The sequence below is a fragment of the Pseudomonas sp. AK181 genome, from assembly GCF_051122975.1.
Lineage (GTDB): Bacteria > Pseudomonadota > Gammaproteobacteria > Pseudomonadales > Pseudomonadaceae > Aquipseudomonas > Aquipseudomonas lactis.
This window is the reverse complement of the sequence record NZ_CP146348.1, coordinates 4,059,245-4,078,879: the sequence shown is the minus strand read 5'-3', so window position 1 is coordinate 4,078,879 and position 19,635 is coordinate 4,059,245. Positions and strand designations below refer to the sequence as shown.

Below are 19,635 nucleotides of genomic sequence, written 5' to 3'. Positions count from 1 at the left end.
GTGCCTCCTGTGATAATGGACAAATCAGCAATGGCGGCATTTCTCACTTGTCGGCAAACGCCTCGAGCGCACCGAGCAGCTTAGCTAGCTCAGTCAGGTTGCCTGCCGTGACGATGTCGTATTCCCCCCGACTGCTCAGCCGATAAACCTCGCGAGCCTTTTTAACTCGCTCCAGCAGAGGGACGACTATGCCTGACGCCCTTTCCAGAAACTCGTTGATGTCAGCCCGTGTCTGAGGAATTTTGTAGCCTTTGGCCGCGCTAGTGATGATCACGTCCGAATCGCGAAGTTTGGCGATGCCGCTGGAGCGGATCCTCTGGTCGTTGATATCTCCGAAGCCGCTATCTTTTAGGTGGGCGGCTATTTCTGCAGTTGGCACGTAGTCTTTGGTGACAAATTCGCTCTGGAATCTCAAGAACCGCAAGATGCTTAGCTGTAGGCGCTCATCCTCATCAGGGTGCTCACCAACCCGTTCGCTAAAAAGGTCTGCTTGGCGGAGGGCTTCTTGGTGTACCTGGTAGTCTGCGTAACCAGATTCATCCGCCGGCGGCGGCAGCAGAGGCTGGTACTTGGATGGCCACTCTAGCATGCCAAGAGTCAGGTTCCGTAGGATCTGTTTGTAGGCAAGAACTGCTTCTTCCGAAGCTTTCTCCTCATAAATCTGAGCCACTGAGCCAGCAAAAAAATCTGCAACCTGAACCAAAACGTTGTCCTTGCTGGCCATCGTCTGGAAGGCATCCTTATCGCCAAACAGGTCGTCGACAAACCGCGCTGCAACGTAGCTTTTGAGGCTTTCCTGAAATTCCTGACCACCATGCTCGTCTATGATCATCTGGAGGTCAGGGTATGCGCGGAACAAGCGTTCATAGAGCAACCCGTTCACATATTTTATGAACGAGGTCTTGATACGGAGGCCGCCATCTTTGTGAATTCGGGACTTATCAACGACGGTGAAATAGAGCTTGAATGGCAGCTCGGCTAGCTCGTTGAGGATCCGGCCACGGCGATCTGAATCCTTGGGCTTCAGATTGCTGGATTTGATCTCGCCAGTTTGAAAATGACGCTTGCGGAGTGCTTCAGCTTGGGCATAAGCAGCTTCCAGGTCTTTCTCTGCCACCAGAATGGAGCACACGATGAAGAAGCCCGAGCTTCCTCCCTTTGACGTATCAAGGTCGGAATTCCCGGACTCATCCACGAAGGCATATGTTCTGTCCATGAGCTTGCTCCATCAACAACGTACTGAGCGCGGTGGGTCGCCCAATGGCAAGGTGGCGAACTCAGTTCGTCGCAGTGGTAGTGCCTGGAGCGGGGCCTTCGCTGAACGTGTAGTTGATGACCACGTCATTTCGGATCAAGACGTCGAGCGTTTTCTGAGTGCCCGTAGTTGTCACCTTCATGGTGACCACGTAGCTTTGGGCATGGGCTGAGCCATTGGTGTAGGTGTAGATCCACTTCTCGTCAGTCTCGCTGACTGCGCTCTTGGCGTAGGGCTCACCAAACAGCGACTTCAACTCAGCAGTCGTGGTTTTGCCTTTGGTGATGCTCGCTACACTAGCTGACGGAAAGTCTCGGCCTGCGGTGTAGTGGGACGTAGCGCAACCGCCAAGTACGACACAGATCCCCATTACTGCGATGAGCTTTTTCATATTCTTCCTTGATCGTAGAAAGCTCCAAATCTAGCTGGCATCGAGGCTAAAAGCCATTGCAAGCTTGATCCCTGTGCTTGCTCTCGCTGATAGGGCGCGCTACACACATAGAAACTGTGCTCATGCCCAAGGTGAACAGAGGACGATCCCGAGGTTTGGAGCTCGAATCGCGGGAGGGATGTATTTTCGCGTAGGGCGATGTTCTCGGTCAGCAGCCGACTGATCGTCGTTCTTGGGGAATCCTGCAACGCCTGTTTACCGCCATTAGCTGCCATAGGATGAAACGTTGTGAGCCCTGTATTTCTTGGCTTGTAGGCGAGTTGATACTGCGGTTTGCGTGTAGTAACTACACCTAGAGGCAGACCGCAGACTCTAGTTTGCCGTTCTGGGTCGAGTACCCAGTCGAGATTTTCGGCGGGCTCCTGTAAAAGATCAGTTCTGATTGAGGGGATAGAAAATCATGGCGAAGAACGATGTGTTAACCGGATTGGCGGCATTGTCCACAAAAGTGAAGGGCGAACGGCAACGATTAATAGATCGTCTGAAAACGTTCGATAAAAAGCTATTAGATTCTTCGGGTGGCCTTGGCTGCTGCGGCTCTAGCAAGTCATTAACGCTTGATCATTGGGAGATAGAAGATATTGCCGTAAGCGGTGGTACCACCGGCTGGTTGTTCTTCAATGGCGAGAGACTGATTGTAAGAGTCGAGCGGTTTGCAGACGGCTGGCCCGAACCTGAATGGAATGAATGCGAGCTAGCAGAAATCAAGCCTGAATGGCTGCTCTTGCTGAGTACACCGGAAATCTTAGAATCGCTAGTAGCAGATATCACAAGGAGTTTGGAAGAAGAGCACATCACTATCAGCACCACCAATGCATGGTTAACCGAGTTTGTCTCAGCAGAAAAAGCGGCCATTGACTCAGACATTGAAAAACAGCTCGAGCACCATCCCACTTTGCTTGAGTCATGGCAGAAGGCTCAGAAGGCTGTAGAGGTCGATCCAGAAGACTCCATCGCTCGCAGCAGCTCTCACGGAGAAACAGTCCTGAAAGCGTGCCTCAAGCAGCTTAGGGATACTGGATATGAAGCACTGACCATGCAAAGTCTCATTTCTCGTACCGCAAAAAAACTGCATGAAGCCGGCACGCTGAATGAAGGAGCTAAGCAATCACTTATAGGGATCGGAACTATTTTCCACGGGGTCGGGACTCTCAGAAACTCCAGCAGCACCGCCCATGGCAAAAACGATGGTTACACGCCGCCAGGCTCTGATGTTGCACAGCTTATCAATCACCTCTCAGGGGCTTGCTCTGCGTTTGTACTTAAGCAGACGGAGTCCATTTTGAAGGGCAAGCAGGAACCGGAATAAAAGAAGCCCGCTCACGGTGGGCGGAGGTTTTACAAGCTGTGTAAGCTTGGAAAGCTGCATGTGCCTGACAGAGTGATTTTCGATCTTGAATGAACACAGGGCTCTGCGCCACATAACAATGGCAGGTGCTACAGCGGCACCAGAGGACACAAGCGCCTTTAGAGTGCGCGTTACATGGTCTAGGTCACAGGAGCGGCACGAGAACTCTCCCGAATGCCCGGCTTATGTAGATTCAGTTATCGATGTTGATGGATGGCAACTGCAGCGTTGCTAAGCCTTTCCATGAGTAGCGCTTATCAGATTTCATTAAGAACGGACATCGCTTAAATCAACCGGCAGTTTTGACACCCGGCAGTAAGCGGCCAGCGAACACACCTTGCGCAGATTAGGCAGGCGTCCACTGATGCGGCAGCAGTCGCTCCATCTCGCTGGCCCGCTGCGTCGGCAGCCGCGTCAGTACATCCTTGAGATAAGCATACGGATCATGCCCGTTGATGCGCGCTGACTGGATCAGGCTCATGATCGCGGCCGCCCGCTTGCCGCTGCGCAGCGATCCCGCAAACAACCAGTTAGACCGCCCAAGCGCCCACGGCCGGATCAAGTTCTCGATCTGGTTGTTGTCGATGGGCACAGCACCATCTGCCAGGTAGCGCGTCAGCGCTACCCAGCGTTTGAGGCTGTAATCCAGAGCCTTCGCTGTGGCCGAACCCTCGGGCACAATTTCACGCTGGGCCAGCATCCACTCATGCAGCTTTTCAGCGATGGGCACTGCTGTTTCCTGGCGTAATCGCCAACGGTCTTCGTCGCTCATTTCCTTGGCGTGTCGCTCGACTTCGTAAAGCCCGCCAATCGAGTGAAGCGCCTGCTCCGCCAATTGGCTTTTATTGGCTACATGCAAGTCAAAGAACTTACGGCGTGCATGGGCCATGCAGCCGATCTCGGTGATGCCCAGCTCAAAGCTGGCCTTGTAGCCGGCAAAGTCATCACAGACCAGCTTCCCGTTCCAGGTGCCCAGGAAGTTGCGCGCATGTTCGCCGGCACGGCTGGGGCTGAAGTCGTAGACAACAGCCTTGAGTGCCGAAAAAGGCGTGCTGCTGTAGGCCCAGACGTAAGCACGATGGGTTTTCTTCTCTCCCGGAGCCAGCATTTGTACCGGCGTTTCATCGGCGTGAACCACGCGCTGGGCCAGCACCACTTCGCGCAACGCATCGACCAGGGGCTGAAGCTGCACGCCGGTTTGACCCACCCACTGCGCCAGTGTCGAGCGCGGGATGGCCAGGCCGGCACGGCCGAAGATCTTTTCTTGCCGGTACAGCGGCAGGTGGTCGGCGAACTTGGCCACCATCACGTGGGCCAGCAGGCCGGCAGTGGGGATACCCTTGTCGATTACCTGCGCCGGCACCGGGGCCTGGATCAGTGTTTCGCACTGCCGACATGCCCATTTCCCACGCACATGCTGTTCGACGGTGAACACGCCCGGCGTGTAGTCCAGCTTTTCGCTGACATCTTCACCGATGCGCTGAAGCTGGCAGCCGCACGCGCACTGGGTGTTGTCCGGCTCGTGATGGATCACAGTACGTGGGAACTGCGGTGGCAACGGCACACGCTTGGGTTGCTGGCGTGGTTCTGCCTGTGCGGGAGCGGGATGAAGGGCTTTTAACTCCGCCTCGATGGCTTCGAGGTCGGTATTGAGTAGGTCATCGAGCAGGCTGCCCTGCGCCGGGCTGATCTGCTCGCTGCGCTTGGCGAACTTGTGCCGTTTAAGGATGGCGATCTCGTGAGTGAGCTGCTCGATAATCGTTTCATCACGATGGATCTTTCGGCTCTGGGTGTCGACCTTGGACATCAACTGCGCAGCTAGTGTGCGCAGTTGTTCGGGGGTCATTTGGTCGAGATCGGGCAAGGAAGTCATGGGGTGGATTTTACCAAAGCAGCCCGACTGCTTCAGCTAAAAGGCAGCATTTAAAGCAATGTAATTGCACCGCCCGCACCGACTCGTTGCCAGGGTAATCCAAGTACCAGCGCCTGGAGTTGTTCGGGGTCGAGTTCGACCTCCGTTCCACGATGGAGGCCTGGCCAATGAAACTTACCTTGGTTCAAGCGCCGTGCCGCTAGCCAGATACCGACGCCGTCGTGCACCAGGACTTTCATCCGATTGGCCCGACGGTTGGCAAAGAGGTAAGCGCAGTGCGGCTTCGCCGCACCGAACACCGCGACCACTCGGGCCAACGCAGTCTCAGTGCCGGCGCGCATGTCCATAGGCTCGGTGGCGAGCCAGATTGCATCGACGCGAATCATTGGGCCAGGCTACGAATGAAACAGGCGCAGCCGTCCGGATCCGAGGCTGGCCATTTTACGGTGATGGATTTATCACCCAGAGGCAGCGAGATGATCACCATCTCTTCTGATGCTCGCCTTGGTCCCGTTTTTACCGGAACGAAAGCCGGCAAGGTTGCAGGCGATTGATCCCGGTAAGTCGGTAGCCACTTGCGGATCACGTTGGCGTTGATGCCGTGATGGATGGCTACGCTGGAAATTGTCGCTCCGGGTTGCAGGCATTCCTGGACGACCTGGGCTTTGAATGGTTTCGGGTAAGAGCTTCGTTGGCGCATGGAAATCCTTGCGATAAGGGCGATCGCGTCCGCTTAAAAATACGCGGACACCATCGCCCTTAATGCTGGAGTTCGGTAGGTGACTTGGCCGGACGGTTACACCCGGCATACCTGAGACCGCCCAGGTAGCGACTGGTACCGTGGGAGTCATATGGTGGAATTATTCGCCCCGAGGAGTTGGACACCATTCGGGTAGCCTGACATAAATTAAGGACAAAATATGTTCAGAAAATCTCAGATCATTACCATCCCAGTCCTGATCTCATCGGTACTTTTACTCACCGGGTGCCCGCCACCGGCGTCTTTCACCCAATGGAAACGCGCTTCTACCTCCGTAGAGGGCGTTAAAGCCGCAATGGCAGAATGTGGTGACCCTGTGGCAGGGCCACTAAACCGCTTTCCAATAAACGAAGAGATAATTCACTTTCAATGTATGCAGCGCCTCGGTTTTACACGTAAAGACGGCTTTGAATACTGTGAAATAATGGAGAATATGCCAGCCTGCGTCGAAGAAAGGCAGGGGCGTCCTCTCAGTTTGTCGCAGCTCGAAGCGTTGCCGTTTGTAGAAGATGAAGCATTTCACCCAATCAAGCCTAATTCTGGTCGGGATGAACGTATGCAGGTCTCATGGCGTAAAGCGGGAGCATCACGCCATTTCGAATTCAAGGTAGCCAATGATAGTGAAGCCCTGCCGGTCATGTATGCGTGCGGCTATGCGAATCCACTTGGGTCGAATCTGGACGTCGCTAGCACAGGACGCACTGCAGAAGTGCAGCGTTGCATGATTGATCACGGCTTTGAGCCCAAAAATAAAACTATGCTGGTTTGCCAGACTTACCCACAAGTGACGGGCTGTTCGTCGACAACTCCACCGAGTTGATGCAGGCAGAGAGCAGGGCCGAGAGGGGCTTGCTCATTCAAAATAAGAGAACGTCCTAGGCGCGCGACCTTTCAACTCATGGGCACAATTGGATTTCCTACATCGATTTAACGGATAGCACTTCCACGTATTTGTATTTTTTCTTGGCAGCCTTCACCGCATCTTGTTCGGCGAGCAACGAGCTCAACGTATCAGCCTCGTGAATCAACTCGGTCATTTTTCCCTCGAACTCGTTTCCAACCCGTAGCGTGACCCGCAGCCTGGGCGTAAATGCTTTCGCCACCTTCTTCTTGGCTGCTGGAGCGACAACGGGTTTCGCGAGCACAACTTCTTCCACAGGCTCATTTACTAGAGGAGCAGATATCTGCTCTTCGGGCTGAGGCGTACCGAATAGGGCACGACGCATTTCTTCTTCAGTTAATTCAGAGCTCATAGAACATCTCAAAGTGGGTGGTAATCAGCTCGACGAATTCTACTAGGATTGCTGCTCCAGCGTGGCCTCTGGAAGCATGTATGCCCACTGTGAATTCGGGCTACGTGCTCGCAACATTTCAACGTGGTAGTGGGCCTGATAGAGATAAAAATAATGCAACGTAAGCTAGGCTATTGAGGGCTTAAGGGATCAATCGCAATGGTTGTCTGGCTTCGTCTTCGACAACTGAGTGAACTGCTCCAATGCGTTTTGGAAATCCTCCAATGCAAAGCTTACCGGCTTGCTCTCGGCGATCCATTTTGTCGAAATTCCAACTTCCAGGTTGTCCGAAATACTTCGACCGAAGCGCCGCCAGTGTACGGTGTCAGCATCGATTACCTGCTCAACGACCACGACGATACAGTCGAAATTCATGTCATCGCTACAGACCAGCAACGGCACGATTGTGGAGCTCCCATCCTCCGCCGGGATGATGCGACGGTTCGCAAGAGCGTCTTCGTCTTCGTCGATAAGCCAGATCAGAGAAAGACCAAGCCTTGCGACGTCTGACCATTCGAGATGAGTGGACAGCCATTGCTCAATGCCAATGCCGTCAATCATTAACCATGCGCAAGCGCTCCTGGCGAATCCAGGTCGGTGGTAGGCGGCGCTGATAGCTTGGTGCATGGCGAAGTCCTTTAAAGCAGTGCGGCTGTGTCACATAGAATGATGATACTCCAGTGATATCACCCTACGCGTCAGATCACTACTCTCGGACGCTTTAAGGGCAGCCTATATTAGACTTGGACGAACCGGCAGCTTTCAACCTTGGCACAACGATGAGGACGAGGGATTGTGGGCATCTTTCCCCGTCGGGCTTCCCTGACAAGCTGCTCCTCCGATTTTAATCAGGTACGATTCTGACGACTCTTCAACAATCGAGATCGTGTCATGCAAGATGGCTGCTGGCCCTTCCATCTCTTCGGTGCCAACTTCGTCACTGAATCCGATGCGCGGAAATTTGTGTTTGAGCAGTGGGAGCCAGAGCCCCCTGAAAGCACAAGCGAAGCCGAGTACATTTCGTGGGAAGAACGCAATCCAATCTGGCGACTAGCGGAAGAACTTGGGTTCTATATGGATTCAGACTTCGTTGAGCTTATCGGCACCCCAGAAGACGTCATAGCGCAAATCCGCAGCCCCTCTGAGAGAGTGCTTTTCAGCTCCAAGGCAACAGAATTTACCCATTTTATTCTGGTGGGGTCGAATGCCATCTGGGGTGACCGTCGTTCGACTTCTACCCATGTAGAGACGCTGGTGCGCTTGCCGGAGAGCACTGCAACCATCACATATCTCGGCCTGTTCAACTGAGCTGACGGCCTCATAGGTTAGGCCCGTTTTTGTCCAGGGGCGGGCACTGTATTAAGGCTAAAATTGTCCTCATTAGGGGCAGGATGACGATTCAACCAGACGTGAAATTATGACCAGACAGCTTGTCTACCAACGAATACGAAATCGAATTGTCGAGCTACTTGAGTGGCTGATTGAGTGCGAGAATGAGCCACCTCGGTGTGGTATGAATGAGTTAATCAATTCATGGGAAGATTGGGTGCCAACTCCGTCGCCAAAAGGATACTTCGTCGATCAGGGGTTCACTCCAATGCAGAGCGTTTTTTTGGTAAATGTAAGCGCAGCCATCGAGGATTTTTGCGAAGCAACACCTGAACTCATAGAGAACGACGCTGCGGCAATTGCGCTCCCTCAATGGCGCCTTGTCATCGCTGCTGCCAAGCCGACGCTATCTGCGATGAAAGCGAGTACCAAAATGTCGGAGGAGAGTGACGACAGGCTCGAGCGTTGAGTTGCTTGCTCTTTAAGCAAGGTATTGCGTACGATTTTGCCAGGGTGCAGCAATCGGTCAGAAATAGGTAAGCGTCCAATCAAGTCATCTACCGATCCAGTTATCAGCACGAGGATGACTGCTTTTCGCCCATGCCGTAAGGTTCGCTACCAAAATCGCCACAGCCTTCCAGTGGTGGTAATACAGCAAGGAGAGCGAACAATGAACACCTTCAAATCATCAGTTCAAAACGTAGCTGCGGCCATAGGCCTCATCGCAGCAGTGACAGTCGGCGGATGCGTCATGATCCCTTACGACACGCCGGAATCAAAAGCCCAAATCCAGCGCGATCTGAAAATTGCACCATCGGATATTCAAGCCGTATCGGAAACTAACTGGTGCTTGTTCCCATATGGAAGCGAAGGCAGCTGCAGGGCCACTCAAGGCCTGGGAGTGTTGACCAGCAAAGGCCTGATCCTCAGCCTCTACAACAACCACACCTACACTGAAACCGCACGCATCCTCCCAGAACAAGTGCAGTGCGTGAAGACAGTTGGTGGTCGCACTGGAGTCGAACCGTTCGTTGTATTCACCAAAGACCGAGCGATCATGCTCGCCGTCATTACGCCGGGTGGGCAAATGAATGTGCCTGTGAAAGTCAGTTTCTTTGATTATCTGACGAAGCCAGGGCAGCACGTCTTCACTGGGACGGATGGCGGATATGTGCGCAAGTCGGGTCGAAAGCAAACCGTAGGCGGAATGGTGTCAGGCACTGCCATCCCGTGGCATACAACACTCGACGTAACCGAGGTTTTTAACCCTTGCCCGCAGGTTACAGATTAACGAGGAGTGGCGCGTTCCCTCGCAAGCGGTGCGCGCATGCCGAAGCCCGTTGGTGTGAAGGATGAATGCCCGAAGGGCCGAGACGCCCCGGCGGCTCGGCTCGCGAAAGCCGCCCTTGAAGAGGCTGGGTTCGAATGCCATCTGGGGCGACCGACGTTCGACCACTACCGATGTAGAGCCGCTGGTGCGCTTACCGGAGAGCACCGCAACCATTTCATATCTCGGTCTATTCAACTCAATTTGACTGCTCGAAAGGGCGTCTGTGTTCGGCTAGTAACTACGTTATACGACTGGCGTGTTCAGCCCGAAGCCCGTTCACAATGAGCCGCAGTCGGCTAAAAGCTGCCACTACGCCGGCAGCGGCCCATAGGCACGATAGGCCTCAATCAGAGTATCGAACAGTGAGATGTCTGACCTGCTTCTTGCGATAAGTTGAGCACCCGCCACAGCCGAAAAAATAGCGCGCGCGCGCACTTCGCTATCGGCTGCCTCGCAGAATTTCGCAGCGACAAGCATCTGGCTCAACCAGGCAATATTTACCTGTGCAAAAGCCTGAATCTCCTCGGCCATTGCAGGGGGGAGATTATCGATTTCCGCCCCCACAAAGCTGCCAAGACAAAGCCGGTTTTCAGCCTCAAGTGAGCGACGAAAGATCTCAGGAAATCGGCGCAGAGCTTCGGCGGGGTTCGGGGTTTGCTCAGATATAGCCTGAAGCGCAGCCGCACCGTCTTGCCAATACCTCTTGGCAACAGCAATTCCCAGATCCGCCTTGCTGGGAAAATGGTAATAGATGCTGGCTGGCTTGATTCCAACCTCATGCGCCAAATCGCGGAAATTCAGGCCGTTGTACCCCTGTGACTGGGCGATGTTTCGGGCAGCCAGGAGTATGGCCTCGCGGGCGTTGTTGCTCATAGTCGTGCCTTTCGTACGTCGGACGAGTTCTGGGGAGGCGGGCTATGTTAAAGCAAAAAGTTCTAACATTCGTTAAGTCAGTAAAGAACAGAGTATTTAAGCTGTTCAGTGTCCACATTGCTGGCATAAATCGAACGAGTCATGCTTCGCTCATTTTCAACCATCTGAATCACTCGCACCGAGACCGCCATGTGATGGCGATCCCGACCGCTCATACTGCCCATTAAGACAGATTAGTCTGAGGGCAGATCCAGTTCTGGTATACCACTGTTGCGATCAGCGTATGCAGTCTGGAAGCTTGGGCGTTTCTGCCAGCGCTGCCAGTACGCATCCAGATGCTCAAAGCGTTCGTCTAGCGGGGTGGCGTTTACCGGGAACTTGGAAAACGCAATGGCGGTTGCCAGCGTGATATCCGCAAACGTGGGATCGGTACCGCCCAGCAACCATTCTCGACCGTCAGCCAAATGACGATTCACCAAGGCCGCGTGTGTCAGTGCCTCCTTACGGCAGTGCTCGCCCCATGCCTCGTTCTTCGTCAGTTCAAGTTTGAAGCCGAGCCCTGTGTGCAACACATGAAAAGCCGTGACGATCCGATAGAGGATATGCACCCAGATCCTGTTATCCCACATGTTGTCCAGGCCTTGCTCTAACGCAGTCTCACCCATGATTTTGCGGCCCGGATAAGACTGGTCGAGAAAACGAACGATAGCAGGCGTTTCAGAGATGAAGCTGCCATCTGCCAGTTGGAGCGTGGGTGTTTCACCCCATGGATTCATATTTAGGTGACGCCATCCGCGCTGCTCGCCACCAGGCGCCATGTCATAGATGGTTTCATCGAACTGATCGGCAATGCCTTTTTCATGCATGAATAACCGAAGTCGCTGCGGATTGGGGAAAGCCGAAGGGGAAGTGAATAGCTGCAATTTGGTAGTCATGGCCCAGTCCTGAATAGGTGAATTCAAACCTAACTGTTGTTAGGTAGATAGACCATGCGAGTCAAACCCACCTGAGTCAAGAACATACCTAACATTTGTTAGGCTTTGGCTGTGTCTACAATTAATTCAGCCCATAGGGCTTACGCGGATGCTACTGGTAGATGCAAGGTTTGACGGATAGGTGTTGCTTCTAAAAGTTGAGTTTTCATGCCGTTCCCCAGAAGCGAGAGGAGGCTGATGACCGATAGCTCCTATCGCACCACAGGCGTCACGCCATCGCGAGCGTTGCAGGAACGCGTCTGAGGTCAGTGCTTTCTTCCGTTTTCTGCTAATTATTGAGCCGGCGGTATTGGCCTGGTGAGAGGTGATTAAAGTTATCCAGGCGCTGCCATCCGCATTTAGGCCCAGGCGCTTTAGTAATGGGATTCCCCCGATCTGTTCGTACTGTCCTCCTTCGATTTTCCGAGCTTGATCCGGGGCTTGCTTTCCACCATTGGCGCGGTTGAGCTGCAGACGCTTGGAACGACCCGCTATGCCTGTAAGTCTACCTGTGTCTACTCACGGGTAAGGTACAGTGCAATGGATAAGACAATCACCGTCGATCAACTGGCGACCACTGACCTGAGATCAATCAACGAGATATGGCTCGGCGGGACTCATACCCAGCTATGCCTATGGCGTGGCGAACAGGTCTTCACCCACGAGATGATGAGCGAGGGCACCCACGATCAGAATGTCAGACGTCTTTGCGTGAAGGTGGTCAACCCTGGCGATCACGCTGCTGTGGCCAACGTTGAGTTGATGGTGCGCGAACGGCTGGAAAAGATGGGGAAGGAAGGCGAGTTTTATCCGGCTGAGGAGACGGACACTCATCGATAGCACCCAGCAGCTCTGGTAAAAAAATAGGGTCTCGGCTAGTCGTGAGTGCCTCAGTACGCAACGTGAGGATGTGTTGCGATTTCGGCTTTATGGGCAATTGCACTAATTCTATGCTTTGGCGCTCCTGTATTGTTCGTTCCACCAGGTGACAAGCTCAGCATGTCGCTCGTGAGTGATCCAAGCGAAATTTGTTTTGTCCGCCGGATCGCCCCCAAAGACTAAGGGCTTCGTATACCACTTGATCTTGCCAGCGAAACGCTCGTCCGGTTCAAGGGAAATCTGATGGGGAAAGGCAAACGGCGCGGCATAGGACGCATCGAGTGGCAGCGTCGGAATGGTAAATATTACTCCGGAAGAGTTGATGACGATAAAGTCATCCCATCCTCTTAGACCTAATAGCGTGTACCCCGGCAGATGATGATCAAATCTGTAGGCCTTCATGGCAGCTAAGCTCTCATCCTCCGTGAAGACGATGAAATAGTCGTCGTTTTGCCAACCTTCGTTCATAAGGGGATGACTCACTTTTGGCAGATAGGGAGGTACTCGGTGTGCTACCAGCGTCTCGTGGCCGACAGAGAGCAACGGTTGCTTACAGTCGGATGATTGTCTGATCACAGAAGGGCTGCACTGTTTTGGTACAGGCGCAAATCACTGGGAGCGTAGACGTTGCCATTCATTCCAGCAGTCCTCAGCGATGAGGTCTGGATAACCACGATCTTCTTCCATTGCCAACGCTGCGCTGAAAGGCAAAGCGATGCAGGTGGATCTGTCTCGGATTTCACACACCTCAATCTCGGTAAGCGGCTGGCCCTTTTTATCCTCGGCGGCTTGCAGCACTGCCGCCAGAGCCGGCACAAAGACTAGACATAACGGATCTGTAGTCATCAGTTTCTTCCCTGAGGCGATTAGAAATTGCATGGTAGGCCAGTTTCGGACATCAACATTACCTCGAAGTGCGAACGTCAAAGTTAGCGTAGCGCGCCGCTATGTGATGGCAGGAAGACTTATTGTCGCTTGGCGGCAGACCTTCAATGATGATCCTGGAACGCTTAGGATTACTCACTCAATTCAGTAGCAACCTGGAGCAGGCCCCGGTTTATGGATATCGTATTTCGCGGTAATGGCATGCGTGATAATCCGTCTGTAGGTACATGCGATGAGTACGGAGTGAGCGGGATTACCAGCTTTGACGATCTGACCGAAGCCCGTCGCAAGATCGCTGAGTCGCACCCAGGCTTTAAATCTCTTTTCTCCCTCGATGACCTGCACCAAGCCCGCTACACATCTGGGCATGTGCGCTACAATCTAGGGATGGACGATGCATCGGAGGAGGACATAGCGGGCTTACCTCCGGAGTGCTTTGAGAATGGTGAATACATAGGCTATCCGACGACGAAAGCGGAGTTCGCGATCTGCGTTCGCAATTTCACACGGATGGTTGCAGGCACGTCTTTTGAAGATGCTTGCGCTCATGGTTTGACGCTGGATGAGCAGGCCCTGCAGGAGTGGATCGGTTATCAGAACAACCCTATCTCTCTTCTAGAGCAGCCCCTTTCAGCTCTCCTGGTGCCCGTTCAGCAATCTTGCCAGGCACTCGCGGCTTTTCCGAATGGCTATTTCACTTCCGACCTGGATCCTGCGAAAAATTTTGCGGTTGCGCGTCACTTTTCAGAAGTACATGGCTATGAGTTGATGGGCGTAGGTGCTTCTTACATCGGCTTCGTTCGTGCTGAACCGCCTGATATATCCCATGCTAACGTCGTAGCCAAAGACTTCTGTGCGCTATACAACACGAGCGATGAAGACCTACAGACACGCATTTCTGCAGTCGCACAGGCGATTTCCGGTCAGACGCATTTGTGGCTCCGTTACGTGGAATGAGCTCCGTGCGCAGCAAAAGCCCGACTGAATAGAGACCAGATCTTGTGAGAAGTCTGGGGCTTTCGGCGGCCTTGTAGGAGAGCAGTTGCTTTGCACGTTGTGTTCTCCGCACGACGGTGGCGCTACTGAGTCGGGCCGCAAGATCTGACTTACTTCAGTTGGCGAGCCGCTGTGCGCGGGCAGGCTGTCGTGAACCGAGCTCCTGCGTCCCGCAGTATCTCGGCCCTACGGGCAACCATCCTTCACGCCTTCGGCTGTGCCAGCCCGCGCGCTCCACTTGCGTCGTTTGCTCAGCGCTTTCTGACGTACTGTACCCGAGCAGCTTATAGAATCTAAACATTGATACTTCTGCTTCATTCAAGTGTCTATTCTATTGTGACTTGACAGTACCAATTGCTTAGGAACCTCCCATGTCCAAACTTGCCGAATTCCGCCAACTTGAAAAACACCTCGCCGAACAACTCCAAGCACTTGAAGCCCTCAAGGGCGATGCTGGCCTCAAAAAAGAAATCGAATTCGAAACGAAGCTGCGCGATTTGCTCGCAAAATACGGCTACAGCCTGAAGGACGTGATCAACCTGCTTGATCCGCAAGCCGGTCGACGCGTTCCTGTCGCCACGCCGAAAGCGGGCACGCGCAAGGCCCGCCAGGTGAAAGTCTATAAGAACCCGCACACCGGCGAGGTCATCGAAACGAAGGGCGGCAATCACAAAGGTTTGAAAGAGTGGAAAATTGAGCACGGCGCAGCGACTGTAGAGTCTTGGCTCGCGAAGTAATCTCTATTGATAGAAAAGGGCCCCTAATGGCCCTTTTTTGGCTCAACCTTTTGTGCGCCGGCAGCGCTCCGAACAGTAACGAACCTCCTCCCAGCATCGCGTCCATTTCTTCCTCCAAGTGAAAGGAAGGCCGCACGTAAGGCATGTTTTTACCGGAAGCTCGCTCTTTTTCACACCCGCACCCATGTTGATGATGGTCAGAAGGTTACTTCGATAGGAAGTATCCGGTGGTGCGCAGTTGAAGGCTGTAAACCCAGATCCCAAAAACCAAAGCGTACTCCTTGAACATCGGCAGCGTGAGCAGGTGGACTATAGAACCGCTACCCATTCGGCTAAGGGAAAATGTTACACCTAACGCCAAGGCAAGAATGAAGCAAAGCGAGCTACTCTTTTTCCTGGCTAATAGCATCAAGCCGCCAACGAACATCAGCAGCGCTACCACGCAGATATTGAGAAACACCGAGATAGAAATGTCACCAAAGCGAGTTTGCTCGAAACCTTCCTCCACCACCCAGACGCCAGCTTGAAGCAGGACGATGAAACAGTAGAAGACGGTCATGAAGACGGGGGCTGGACGAGTGTTGTACCAAGGCTGAGGCATATTCGCTTCCATAGTGATGAGCTCCTGGGGAGATTGCAGTCACGGATTATAGGATGGTGGCTATGGACTACACCATCGAAGTAGCTTTGCCCATTAGCTCCCTGCGAGTCGCCGCAGCCCATTAGGACTGGTGTGCTGTGATGGAGATGTAATCAAACACCGTAACGTTTGTTCCCCCCAGAAGTGATGCAGTACCGACCGCCTCTAGGCCCGATACAGACGTTTCCGGATGAACAAGGGCAAGAGGATCCATAGCTCGGCGTTTGCCGAGGAATAGGCTGAGGAGCAGGTCTCGTCTGACGCACTGGTTCCTGCTTGGAGACTGCGTAGCAATTCGCCCCGTCACAGAGGCTTTTAGATGATAGCCATTTTGCTGGCTGACCATCCACGCTGATGCGAACCCAATCATTTTTCTTTTCGAAGACTTGAATCCTGTCGCCACGTTTCAAGGTCGAGATAACCTTTCCTCCAGGCTGGTTCCGCAGGTTCAACCTATCCGCATTTACAAACTGATCGACTGGTACGCTCTGTACTGGCTGGGTCGCTGATAGCGGAGCAGAAATTAAGCCGTTCGGCGTGGGCTGCTTGTTGGGCGGAACCTTAGCGGGAGGCGTGTCTTTCTTGCTTATTGCCCAAAAGACCACGAAGAGAATTACAAGCGGGACTAACCACGACTGGGATTTTTTACGCATATCCATTGCCCTCGTACAGTTCGCACCAAGCTGCTGGTTGCGTGCCGGTATTCACTGCAAGCTTAGCCAAGCCTCCACTTTCTGCAGCCTGCCAACCTAGAAGAGCTCCGGCTTTGCCACGTCGAGTACCTTAAGGAGTTGTTGTTTCTCTGATGGGGATGGAAACCACTCATCAACCTCGAGATTGCAGTGAGCAGACTCACTCAATGCCCACCGCACGATCATGTCGGCGGCGGCTCGATAGTGATCCGCCATGTGTAACTGTCGACCTTCTACAGACCAGCCAGGCTTCGCCATTTGTTCAGTGACATCGATGATGCCAGGTCGCTAAAGAAGGCGGTGGTGTCAGGATAGTGAATACCAGCAAGAGACACCTTGGTCACGCCGGATTCTCGGTCGAAGTAAGACAGGAAATACCAACCACCCGTTGTGCCTCCTGAATACGGAAAGTTGATGGCTGCTTTCCCTGTGACGTAGTGCTCGCGTGAGACCCGTTTGAGATCAAAGTCAAATAGCGGCTGGATCATGGAAGCTTTTTGAGTCGGGCTAGGCCTTGCTTGATGTGTCCTGCGTTCTCGCCGATTGTATCCAGAGCACCACGAACGTTATTTCCTACATCCACATGTCCGTGCGCTTCTACGTGGAGCGTCAATTCCATCAGGGCTGCCTCTAGGGCGAGCTGGTTCTGGTACATCCTATCCAGCACATCTGATAGCGAATACTCGTCCGACATCTTATTTGACCCCGTGATAGGAAGGCTCAGCATAGCAGTGGGCGCAAACTACGGTGAGACGCAGATAGCATGAGCATCTTCCCTGATGTACGACTAAGATTTGAGAATGAGAAAGTGGAGAGCAAGGAATGTTTACTCCTCCGAAATATTGGCGCATTGCTTGCGATCTTGACGTCGTGTCAGCAGAGCCGCCCCCAACATTTTTGCTACCTGATTCCCTCGCCAATCAATCATCTCCTCCTGCGATTGGGCATGGCTTGGCAATTGCGGCATACGACCGGCCAGAAAATACTGGGATCCTCAAATGGGTGGGCATCATCACGGGGCGTGCTGGAGTGATGAGAGATGTGGATTGGAGACCAACATCGGCGCAAATATGGGTCGATACTTCCAAAGGCCGCAGTTATTGGGAGGGCGGAGCATTTGGATTCGCACAAAAAAAGAACGCCGACTATGGTCTTCATCATCTGTGGGGGGAGCATTTTGATGGGCTCATACTTCGTGAGACAGGCGCAGTTGAAAATCTACCTAAGCATCCCAAGCAGCGTCCTTCAAGGAGAGTCTCTCCCGAGCGTTTGAACCCGATTGAAGTAATTGGTGAACCCACAAATGGAGAAAAAGCAGGCGTTGTGTACCTGCTGAAGTCAGCCTATGGGTACAAGGTTGGCAGAACCCGCAATGTGCCGGCACGCATGCGGGCGTTTGGTGTGCATCTCCCGTTTATTTACACTATCCCGCTATGTTCGTGGTTTTCAGATTGCCACGCAGCAGAACGGCGATACCATAAAATGTTCGCAGAGAAACGCATCAATGGAGAGTGGTTCGATCTAGGGGAGGACGACATACAGCAGATAAGACTAAGAGCTTAGGTTTGAAAAAAATAGCATCGGGCACGTTGTAGTCTGGGCCAGTGGTCGTTCTTCATTGTGCCGATTTTAACGACACACTTGTTCATGCTCATTATTCCTCAAGGTTTCGCTCCCGCTGACGTTAAGGAACGGTACGCATAGCGTTCCAAGGACGCCGAGCAGCGCAACCTCGGGACTTAAGAGCCCCATCACGGCCAGAGGGCCGTCCCATACCAAACAGGAGTTTCAGGTGAGATTTATTGCAGGTCGAGCTTTCGCGATTGGTGCCATTGGATTGGCTACCCTCAGTCTCACTGGTTGCAACGAAGAAATTGACGCCCGTCAAACTAAAGAAATACAAGGCCTCCTGTATAAGATCCACGCCGAAGATCCGTTCACTGGTCGTGTCACGAATTACCCCATTTCGGTTCTAGGGCTCTTCAATGTCGGCACGTGCATTGTTGACTTCAAAAAAGGGCTTCCCGATGGGGACATGAAGTGTGCCGACAACGCAGGAACCGTAGTCGGTACCGGTGAATTCAAAGCAGGTAAGAAGGACGGGAAGGCCGAGCGCTTCGATCCCAAGACCAGTAAAAAGGTGGTCGTTGAGCACTGGAAAACCGGTCGGCAAGATGGCGTACAGGAACAGTACGACGCCCAAACCGGCGAGAAAGTTTTAGAAGTAAGCTACACCGAAGGCCGCAAGGATGGTCGTGAGCGTGCTTGGGATAGTGCAGGTAAGGAAAAAATTGCAGACCTCGAGTGGAAGAACGGTTTGCAAAGCGGGTTCGACAACCGAGGATCCCAGCATCGCAATTACGTTAATGGTAAGAAGCAAGGCCTGCAGCAGGATTACAGTATTGAAAGCAACCGGTGGTACCTGGCCAGCGAGAACAACTACGACAACGATTTAATGGATGGCGTCCAGAAACAAATGGACGCACGGGGCAACGTCACAGAGCTTAGTGTCTTCGACCACGACAAGATTCGTTCTCGCACCGTGGATAAGTACAGCTACACCGGAGCGCACGTACATCACTACACCGGTCTCGCGGTCATTCCAGATGCAAATCGCTACATGGCAAGCGACCTCAGCAAAGATGGCGTTGAGCAGTATTGGGACGATCAAGGTCATCTGATCCGTGAGCTGCAATGGAGCAAGGGTATCCTACAGAGCGCGGTGGCGACGGTATGGGCCGGCAACAAGCAGGACAGCCAGTTTCAAGGTGTAGGCGTTCGCACAACGCTACCAACCCAGAGCGTAGTCAAGCATGGGCAGGAGAGGGTGATCGGCGATAAAGGTGAGCTGCAGGCCGTTATTTTCTGGAACAACGGGAAACCTACTCAAATCCTCGCCGCCTTGGCTCCTAGCTTAATCGCTCAGTACCCGGGGAAAATGGCTCTTGTTGATTATGACCGCTACGGAAGCGGCGTAACCAGCATCCCTGACTTTGAAGAAGCTAGTCGCTTTTCAGGAGAAGGATTGCGAGGAGAAAACCTGCAATTGGTTGACATCCCTACTCCTAGTCAGACATCAGCCGCCGGGGCGACACTTGCTTCCTCAGAGCCTACTGTTGCAATACCAGGTATCGGTGGAGATTCCGACAGCTGCGTTCAGCAGAGGGTTGATGCTGTTCACGCAGAAGATCCCGAAGCGCTGATCCGTGCGGACATGCTCGAGGAGTTCGAGCAGGACTGTAAGTAGTCTAGAGGTCACCTCAGGGGCCTAAGAACTTTGAACTTATCATAACGCCGATCCCCCTAATGCTGTGCAGCTAG

The 19,635-nt window shown here is 53.2% G+C and carries 25 protein-coding genes and 1 pseudogene; 10 read left to right on the top strand and 16 right to left on the bottom strand.

Annotated features, from left to right (window positions below; genetic code table 11):
* Positions 1–43: 43 nt before the first annotated feature.
* A complete protein-coding gene (locus tag V8689_RS18525; RefSeq protein WP_056789516.1) occupies positions 44–1,216 on the bottom strand; it encodes a DUF3800 domain-containing protein in 1,173 nt (390 codons plus the stop codon).
* A gap of 61 nt (positions 1,217–1,277) precedes the next feature.
* Entirely contained in the window at positions 1,278–1,646 is a 369-nt protein-coding gene (locus V8689_RS18520; RefSeq protein WP_056789514.1) for a hypothetical protein, read from the bottom strand.
* Positions 1,647–2,106: 460 nt separating this feature from the next.
* Between V8689_RS18520 and V8689_RS18515 the strand changes: the two genes are divergently transcribed.
* Entirely contained in the window at positions 2,107–3,015 is a 909-nt protein-coding gene (locus tag V8689_RS18515; RefSeq protein ID WP_056789510.1) for an abortive infection family protein, read from the top strand.
* Positions 3,016–3,400: 385 nt separating this feature from the next.
* Here V8689_RS18515 and tnpC read toward each other — a convergent pair whose 3' ends face one another.
* From tnpC to tnpA, 3 genes are read right to left on the bottom strand one after another with little or no spacing between them, the layout of a single operon-like run.
* Complete coding sequence (gene tnpC, locus V8689_RS18510; RefSeq protein WP_106120196.1) at positions 3,401–4,927, bottom strand: IS66 family transposase; 1,527 nt, start codon at positions 4,925–4,927, stop codon at positions 3,401–3,403.
* A gap of 50 nt (positions 4,928–4,977) precedes the next feature.
* Positions 4,978–5,313: an IS66 family insertion sequence element accessory protein TnpB gene (gene tnpB / locus V8689_RS18505; RefSeq protein ID WP_040266828.1), complete on the bottom strand. Its 336-nt coding sequence runs from the start codon at positions 5,311–5,313 to the stop codon at positions 4,978–4,980.
* Positions 5,310–5,627, bottom strand: coding sequence for an IS66-like element accessory protein TnpA (gene tnpA, locus V8689_RS18500; RefSeq protein WP_106120197.1), 318 nt, complete (start codon positions 5,625–5,627; stop codon positions 5,310–5,312). Before tnpA ends, tnpB begins: the two co-directional genes overlap by 4 nt.
* Positions 5,628–5,847: 220 nt before the next feature.
* Here tnpA and V8689_RS18495 point away from each other — a divergent pair, with 220 nt between their 5' ends.
* Positions 5,848–6,507, top strand: a complete 660-nt coding sequence (locus tag V8689_RS18495) for a hypothetical protein (RefSeq protein WP_081089313.1) — start codon at positions 5,848–5,850, stop codon at positions 6,505–6,507.
* Between the two features lie 97 nt (positions 6,508–6,604).
* Here V8689_RS18495 and V8689_RS18490 read toward each other — a convergent pair whose 3' ends face one another.
* Together V8689_RS18490 and V8689_RS18485 are read right to left on the bottom strand one after the other, a co-directional pair.
* Entirely contained in the window at positions 6,605–6,940 is a 336-nt protein-coding gene (locus V8689_RS18490) for a hypothetical protein (protein ID WP_032900663.1), read from the bottom strand.
* A gap of 189 nt (positions 6,941–7,129) precedes the next feature.
* The gene (locus V8689_RS18485; RefSeq protein WP_056789356.1) at positions 7,130–7,606 is read right to left on the bottom strand and encodes a hypothetical protein; all 477 of its coding nucleotides are present in this window, start codon (positions 7,604–7,606) and stop codon (positions 7,130–7,132) included.
* A 264-nt stretch (positions 7,607–7,870) separates the two neighbouring features.
* On the opposite strand from V8689_RS18485, the gene V8689_RS18480 reads away from it, so the two are divergent.
* From V8689_RS18480 to V8689_RS18470, 3 genes are all read left to right on the top strand, one after another.
* On the top strand, positions 7,871–8,287 hold the full coding sequence (locus V8689_RS18480) for a hypothetical protein (protein ID WP_056789359.1): 417 nt from the start codon (positions 7,871–7,873) through the stop codon (positions 8,285–8,287).
* A 205-nt stretch (positions 8,288–8,492) separates the two neighbouring features.
* Positions 8,493–8,777 (top strand): hypothetical protein, encoded by a 285-nt coding sequence (locus V8689_RS18475; RefSeq protein ID WP_003191463.1) that lies wholly within the window; start codon positions 8,493–8,495, stop codon positions 8,775–8,777.
* Between the two features lie 201 nt (positions 8,778–8,978).
* Positions 8,979–9,599, top strand: coding sequence for a hypothetical protein (locus V8689_RS18470; protein ID WP_048402005.1), 621 nt, complete (start codon positions 8,979–8,981; stop codon positions 9,597–9,599).
* A 348-nt stretch (positions 9,600–9,947) separates the two neighbouring features.
* Here V8689_RS18470 and V8689_RS18465 read toward each other — a convergent pair whose 3' ends face one another.
* Both V8689_RS18465 and V8689_RS18460 read right to left on the bottom strand, forming a co-directional pair.
* Entirely contained in the window at positions 9,948–10,511 is a 564-nt protein-coding gene (locus V8689_RS18465; RefSeq protein WP_056789362.1) for a TetR/AcrR family transcriptional regulator, read from the bottom strand.
* A gap of 233 nt (positions 10,512–10,744) precedes the next feature.
* Positions 10,745–11,446, bottom strand: a complete 702-nt coding sequence (locus V8689_RS18460; RefSeq protein WP_056789364.1) for a glutathione S-transferase family protein — start codon at positions 11,444–11,446, stop codon at positions 10,745–10,747.
* A 579-nt stretch (positions 11,447–12,025) separates the two neighbouring features.
* Between V8689_RS18460 and V8689_RS18455 the strand changes: the two genes are divergently transcribed.
* Positions 12,026–12,325, top strand: a complete 300-nt coding sequence (locus V8689_RS18455) for a hypothetical protein (RefSeq protein ID WP_056789366.1) — start codon at positions 12,026–12,028, stop codon at positions 12,323–12,325.
* Positions 12,326–12,433: 108 nt separating this feature from the next.
* On the opposite strand, the gene V8689_RS18450 is transcribed toward V8689_RS18455, so the two are convergent.
* Both V8689_RS18450 and V8689_RS18445 read right to left on the bottom strand, forming a co-directional pair.
* A complete protein-coding gene (locus tag V8689_RS18450) occupies positions 12,434–12,832 on the bottom strand; it encodes a hypothetical protein (protein ID WP_223816866.1) in 399 nt (132 codons plus the stop codon).
* Between the two features lie 141 nt (positions 12,833–12,973).
* Entirely contained in the window at positions 12,974–13,210 is a 237-nt protein-coding gene (locus V8689_RS18445; RefSeq protein ID WP_056789372.1) for a hypothetical protein, read from the bottom strand.
* Between the two features lie 213 nt (positions 13,211–13,423).
* On the opposite strand from V8689_RS18445, the gene V8689_RS18440 reads away from it, so the two are divergent.
* Together V8689_RS18440 and V8689_RS18435 are read left to right on the top strand one after the other, a co-directional pair.
* Positions 13,424–14,206 carry a DUF4253 domain-containing protein gene (locus V8689_RS18440; protein WP_056789374.1) on the top strand — a complete coding sequence of 261 codons (783 nt, stop codon included), beginning with the start codon at positions 13,424–13,426 and terminating at the stop codon, positions 14,204–14,206.
* A 410-nt stretch (positions 14,207–14,616) separates the two neighbouring features.
* On the top strand, positions 14,617–14,982 hold the full coding sequence (locus tag V8689_RS18435; protein WP_056789377.1) for a histone-like nucleoid-structuring protein, MvaT/MvaU family: 366 nt from the start codon (positions 14,617–14,619) through the stop codon (positions 14,980–14,982).
* Positions 14,983–15,024: 42 nt separating this feature from the next.
* Here V8689_RS18435 and V8689_RS18430 read toward each other — a convergent pair whose 3' ends face one another.
* The 5 genes and pseudogenes from V8689_RS18430 to V8689_RS18410 all read right to left on the bottom strand — a co-directional run bounded on the left by V8689_RS18430 (position 15,025) and on the right by V8689_RS18410 (position 17,008).
* Positions 15,025–15,156 carry a DUF2256 domain-containing protein gene (locus V8689_RS18430; protein WP_082587738.1) on the bottom strand — a complete coding sequence of 44 codons (132 nt, stop codon included), beginning with the start codon at positions 15,154–15,156 and terminating at the stop codon, positions 15,025–15,027.
* 31 nt (positions 15,157–15,187) lie between these two features.
* Positions 15,188–15,583: a hypothetical protein gene (locus V8689_RS18425; protein WP_056789427.1), complete on the bottom strand. Its 396-nt coding sequence runs from the start codon at positions 15,581–15,583 to the stop codon at positions 15,188–15,190.
* A gap of 152 nt (positions 15,584–15,735) precedes the next feature.
* Positions 15,736–16,275, bottom strand: coding sequence for an SH3 domain-containing protein (locus V8689_RS18420; protein ID WP_223816871.1), 540 nt, complete (start codon positions 16,273–16,275; stop codon positions 15,736–15,738).
* 96 nt (positions 16,276–16,371) lie between these two features.
* A pseudogene (locus V8689_RS18415) lies at positions 16,372–16,802 on the bottom strand (hypothetical protein).
* Complete coding sequence (locus tag V8689_RS18410; protein ID WP_056789430.1) at positions 16,799–17,008, bottom strand: hypothetical protein; 210 nt, start codon at positions 17,006–17,008, stop codon at positions 16,799–16,801. Before V8689_RS18410 ends, V8689_RS18415 begins: the two are co-directional and overlap by 4 nt.
* Before the next feature lie 128 nt (positions 17,009–17,136).
* On the opposite strand from V8689_RS18410, the gene V8689_RS18405 reads away from it, so the two are divergent.
* Positions 17,137–17,877, top strand: a complete 741-nt coding sequence (locus tag V8689_RS18405) for a GIY-YIG nuclease family protein (RefSeq protein WP_082587736.1) — start codon at positions 17,137–17,139, stop codon at positions 17,875–17,877.
* A 229-nt stretch (positions 17,878–18,106) separates the two neighbouring features.
* Positions 18,107–19,561, top strand: coding sequence for a toxin-antitoxin system YwqK family antitoxin (locus V8689_RS18400; RefSeq protein WP_056789381.1), 1,455 nt, complete (start codon positions 18,107–18,109; stop codon positions 19,559–19,561).
* Positions 19,562–19,635: the final 74 nt, after the last annotated feature.

Excerpts from the sequence above, each read along its gene's own strand:
- V8689_RS18490 (WP_032900663.1), bottom strand. The coding sequence starts at position 6,940 with ATGAGCTCTGAATTAACTGAAGAAGAAATGCGTCGTGCCCTATTCGGT.
- V8689_RS18460 (WP_056789364.1), bottom strand. The coding sequence starts at position 11,446 with ATGACTACCAAATTGCAGCTATTCACTTCCCCTTCGGCTTTCCCCAAT.
- V8689_RS18440 (WP_056789374.1), top strand. The coding sequence starts at position 13,424 with ATGGATATCGTATTTCGCGGTAATGGCATGCGTGATAATCCGTCTGTA.
- tnpC (WP_106120196.1), bottom strand. The coding sequence starts at position 4,927 with ATGACTTCCTTGCCCGATCTCGACCAAATGACCCCCGAACAACTGCGC.
- V8689_RS18450 (WP_223816866.1), bottom strand. The coding sequence starts at position 12,832 with ATGAACGAAGGTTGGCAAAACGACGACTATTTCATCGTCTTCACGGAG.
- V8689_RS18525 (WP_056789516.1), bottom strand. The coding sequence starts at position 1,216 with ATGGACAGAACATATGCCTTCGTGGATGAGTCCGGGAATTCCGACCTT.
- V8689_RS18485 (WP_056789356.1), bottom strand. The coding sequence starts at position 7,606 with ATGCACCAAGCTATCAGCGCCGCCTACCACCGACCTGGATTCGCCAGG.
- V8689_RS18455 (WP_056789366.1), top strand. The coding sequence starts at position 12,026 with ATGGATAAGACAATCACCGTCGATCAACTGGCGACCACTGACCTGAGA.
- tnpA (WP_106120197.1), bottom strand. The coding sequence starts at position 5,627 with ATGCGCCAACGAAGCTCTTACCCGAAACCATTCAAAGCCCAGGTCGTC.
- V8689_RS18520 (WP_056789514.1), bottom strand. The coding sequence starts at position 1,646 with ATGAAAAAGCTCATCGCAGTAATGGGGATCTGTGTCGTACTTGGCGGT.
- V8689_RS18435 (WP_056789377.1), top strand. The coding sequence starts at position 14,617 with ATGTCCAAACTTGCCGAATTCCGCCAACTTGAAAAACACCTCGCCGAA.
- V8689_RS18515 (WP_056789510.1), top strand. The coding sequence starts at position 2,107 with ATGGCGAAGAACGATGTGTTAACCGGATTGGCGGCATTGTCCACAAAA.
- V8689_RS18445 (WP_056789372.1), bottom strand. The coding sequence starts at position 13,210 with ATGACTACAGATCCGTTATGTCTAGTCTTTGTGCCGGCTCTGGCGGCA.
- V8689_RS18470 (WP_048402005.1), top strand. The coding sequence starts at position 8,979 with ATGAACACCTTCAAATCATCAGTTCAAAACGTAGCTGCGGCCATAGGC.
- V8689_RS18405 (WP_082587736.1), top strand. The coding sequence starts at position 17,137 with ATGTTTACTCCTCCGAAATATTGGCGCATTGCTTGCGATCTTGACGTC.
- V8689_RS18475 (WP_003191463.1), top strand. The coding sequence starts at position 8,493 with ATGAATGAGTTAATCAATTCATGGGAAGATTGGGTGCCAACTCCGTCG.
- tnpB (WP_040266828.1), bottom strand. The coding sequence starts at position 5,313 with ATGATTCGCGTCGATGCAATCTGGCTCGCCACCGAGCCTATGGACATG.
- V8689_RS18410 (WP_056789430.1), bottom strand. The coding sequence starts at position 17,008 with ATGTCGGACGAGTATTCGCTATCAGATGTGCTGGATAGGATGTACCAG.
- V8689_RS18425 (WP_056789427.1), bottom strand. The coding sequence starts at position 15,583 with ATGCCTCAGCCTTGGTACAACACTCGTCCAGCCCCCGTCTTCATGACC.
- V8689_RS18420 (WP_223816871.1), bottom strand. The coding sequence starts at position 16,275 with ATGCGTAAAAAATCCCAGTCGTGGTTAGTCCCGCTTGTAATTCTCTTC.
- V8689_RS18480 (WP_056789359.1), top strand. The coding sequence starts at position 7,871 with ATGCAAGATGGCTGCTGGCCCTTCCATCTCTTCGGTGCCAACTTCGTC.
- V8689_RS18495 (WP_081089313.1), top strand. The coding sequence starts at position 5,848 with ATGTTCAGAAAATCTCAGATCATTACCATCCCAGTCCTGATCTCATCG.
- V8689_RS18465 (WP_056789362.1), bottom strand. The coding sequence starts at position 10,511 with ATGAGCAACAACGCCCGCGAGGCCATACTCCTGGCTGCCCGAAACATC.